Genomic DNA, 745 nt, shown 5'->3' with positions numbered 1-745 from the left:
GAGCCCCTCATAGAGGAAATAAACAAAGAAATAAAAAAACTATCAGAAGCTGCTTGATACTTCTTTGTAGCAGGAAAGAAGTCAACGCATTGAACGAAGCATGGCGTCACGTAAAATGGCGTTAAGCCGCGTTTGATATCCTTTCCCTTGACTTTTAAGCCATGCTAGAACGTCTGAATCCACACGCACTGTTGTGACAGTTTTGGTTGGTTTATAGAATGGATTGCGAACGGCGTTTTTCCAGAATGCATCATCTAGTGTTGGAATATCACTATGATCAATTGCACCGTCTGGCATTGCAGCCAGTTTATCAACTTCAACTCTCTGTTTATCTGTCAAAGGTGATAAGTTACCTACATCAATTTCATAACGAACTTTCTTCTTCATAACGTTTCCTTTCTTTCGAGTTAGCTCGCCGCGCTGAAATAATACGGATTACTTCTATACCATCTTTATCATCATGGACAGTATGCGCTACGAGCAGCAGTAAAAAGCCATCCACAAGCCCTAAAGTTTGCCAACGATATTCCCCGTTTTCAATACGGTCTTGTTTAACCATGGCGAACGGATCTGCGAAAACACGAGCAGCAATTTCAAAACTTACACGGTGCTTTCTAAGATTACTTTTTGCTTTAGTTTCATCCCATTCAAATCTTATTTTCATATCTTATGTTAATACATTTATGTATGTATATCAAGAGTTTTAAATGAACACTGAACTATTTATGTTTTTTTGCATATTAAA

At 38.0% G+C, this 745-nt stretch carries 2 protein-coding genes; both read right to left on the bottom strand.

Annotation, left to right across the window (positions count from 1 at the left end):
* Window positions 1-81: 81 nt before the first annotated feature.
* Window positions 82-387: a BrnA antitoxin family protein gene (locus tag J7R13_RS08550; RefSeq protein ID WP_208438287.1), complete on the bottom strand. Its 306-nt coding sequence runs from the start codon at window positions 385-387 to the stop codon at window positions 82-84.
* Window positions 365-664: a BrnT family toxin gene (locus tag J7R13_RS08545; protein WP_006925654.1), complete on the bottom strand. Its 300-nt coding sequence runs from the start codon at window positions 662-664 to the stop codon at window positions 365-367. The genes J7R13_RS08550 and J7R13_RS08545 overlap by 23 nt, the downstream gene beginning before the upstream one ends.
* Window positions 665-745 lie beyond the last annotated feature (81 nt).

Source organism: Bartonella taylorii 8TBB (assembly GCF_902825155.1).
Classification (GTDB): domain Bacteria; phylum Pseudomonadota; class Alphaproteobacteria; order Rhizobiales; family Rhizobiaceae; genus Bartonella; species Bartonella taylorii_A.
The sequence above is the reverse complement of the archived record's forward strand: the minus strand, read 5'-3'. Positions and strand labels throughout refer to the sequence as shown.

Coding starts and splice junctions, on each gene's coding strand:
- J7R13_RS08550 (WP_208438287.1), bottom strand. CDS start 387: ATGAAGAAGAAAGTTCGTTATGAAATTGATGTAGGTAACTTATCACCT.
- J7R13_RS08545 (WP_006925654.1), bottom strand. CDS start 664: ATGAAAATAAGATTTGAATGGGATGAAACTAAAGCAAAAAGTAATCTT.